Here is a 593-nt window from a genome sequence, read left to right as displayed (position 1 = left end):
AGGGCCCGCACGAGGGCGGCGCGCCGTTCGCCGTCGAGGACCGCGCCGGGCCGGGCCACCGGGTCGGGCAGACCGCTCGACGAGGCGGCGACCCGAGGGGCCAGTGTCAACGGCCACGCCTTCGCGACCTCCTGGTCGAGCAGCGCGCTGAGCCGCGGGCCCGCCTTCGGGCGCACCCACACCGTCGGCGCGTACGAGCCGGCCACCGGCAGCGTCACGGTGCGGTCGAGCCGCGCGCCGTCCTCCGACGCCCGCGCCACCCCGGCTCCGCAGCGGGGCACGTCGTCGAGGAAGAAGCAGGAGTTCACGGTGGGCGCCGCGGTGAGCACGACGGTCGCCGGGCGATCGGTGGCCGGCGCGCGCGGCACGACCAGCGTGCGACTCGCCCGCACCCCCGGGATCTCCAGCTCGGCGATGCCGACCCGACCCTGACCGAGGCGCACGGGCAGGGACGACTCGATGGTGACCCGGATCCGCTTGCTCGCGTGCACCCCGGGCAGCCGGACGGTCAGCGTCGAGTCGAAGGAGTCGACGGTGACCCGCTCCACGCCGGCCCGGACGGTGACCCTGGTGGGCAGCGTGTCGGCGCCGGT

At 76.9% G+C, this 593-nt stretch carries 1 pseudogene; it reads right to left on the bottom strand.

Features of this window, described 5'->3' with window-relative positions:
- Window positions 1-593 (bottom strand): annotated as a pseudogene (locus tag SM447_RS29555) (DUF3367 domain-containing protein); the annotation flags it as partial.

Source organism: Micromonospora aridisoli (genome assembly GCF_056150025.1).
Note: the sequence above shows the minus strand (reverse complement) of the source record. Positions and strands in the feature narration are given on the sequence as shown.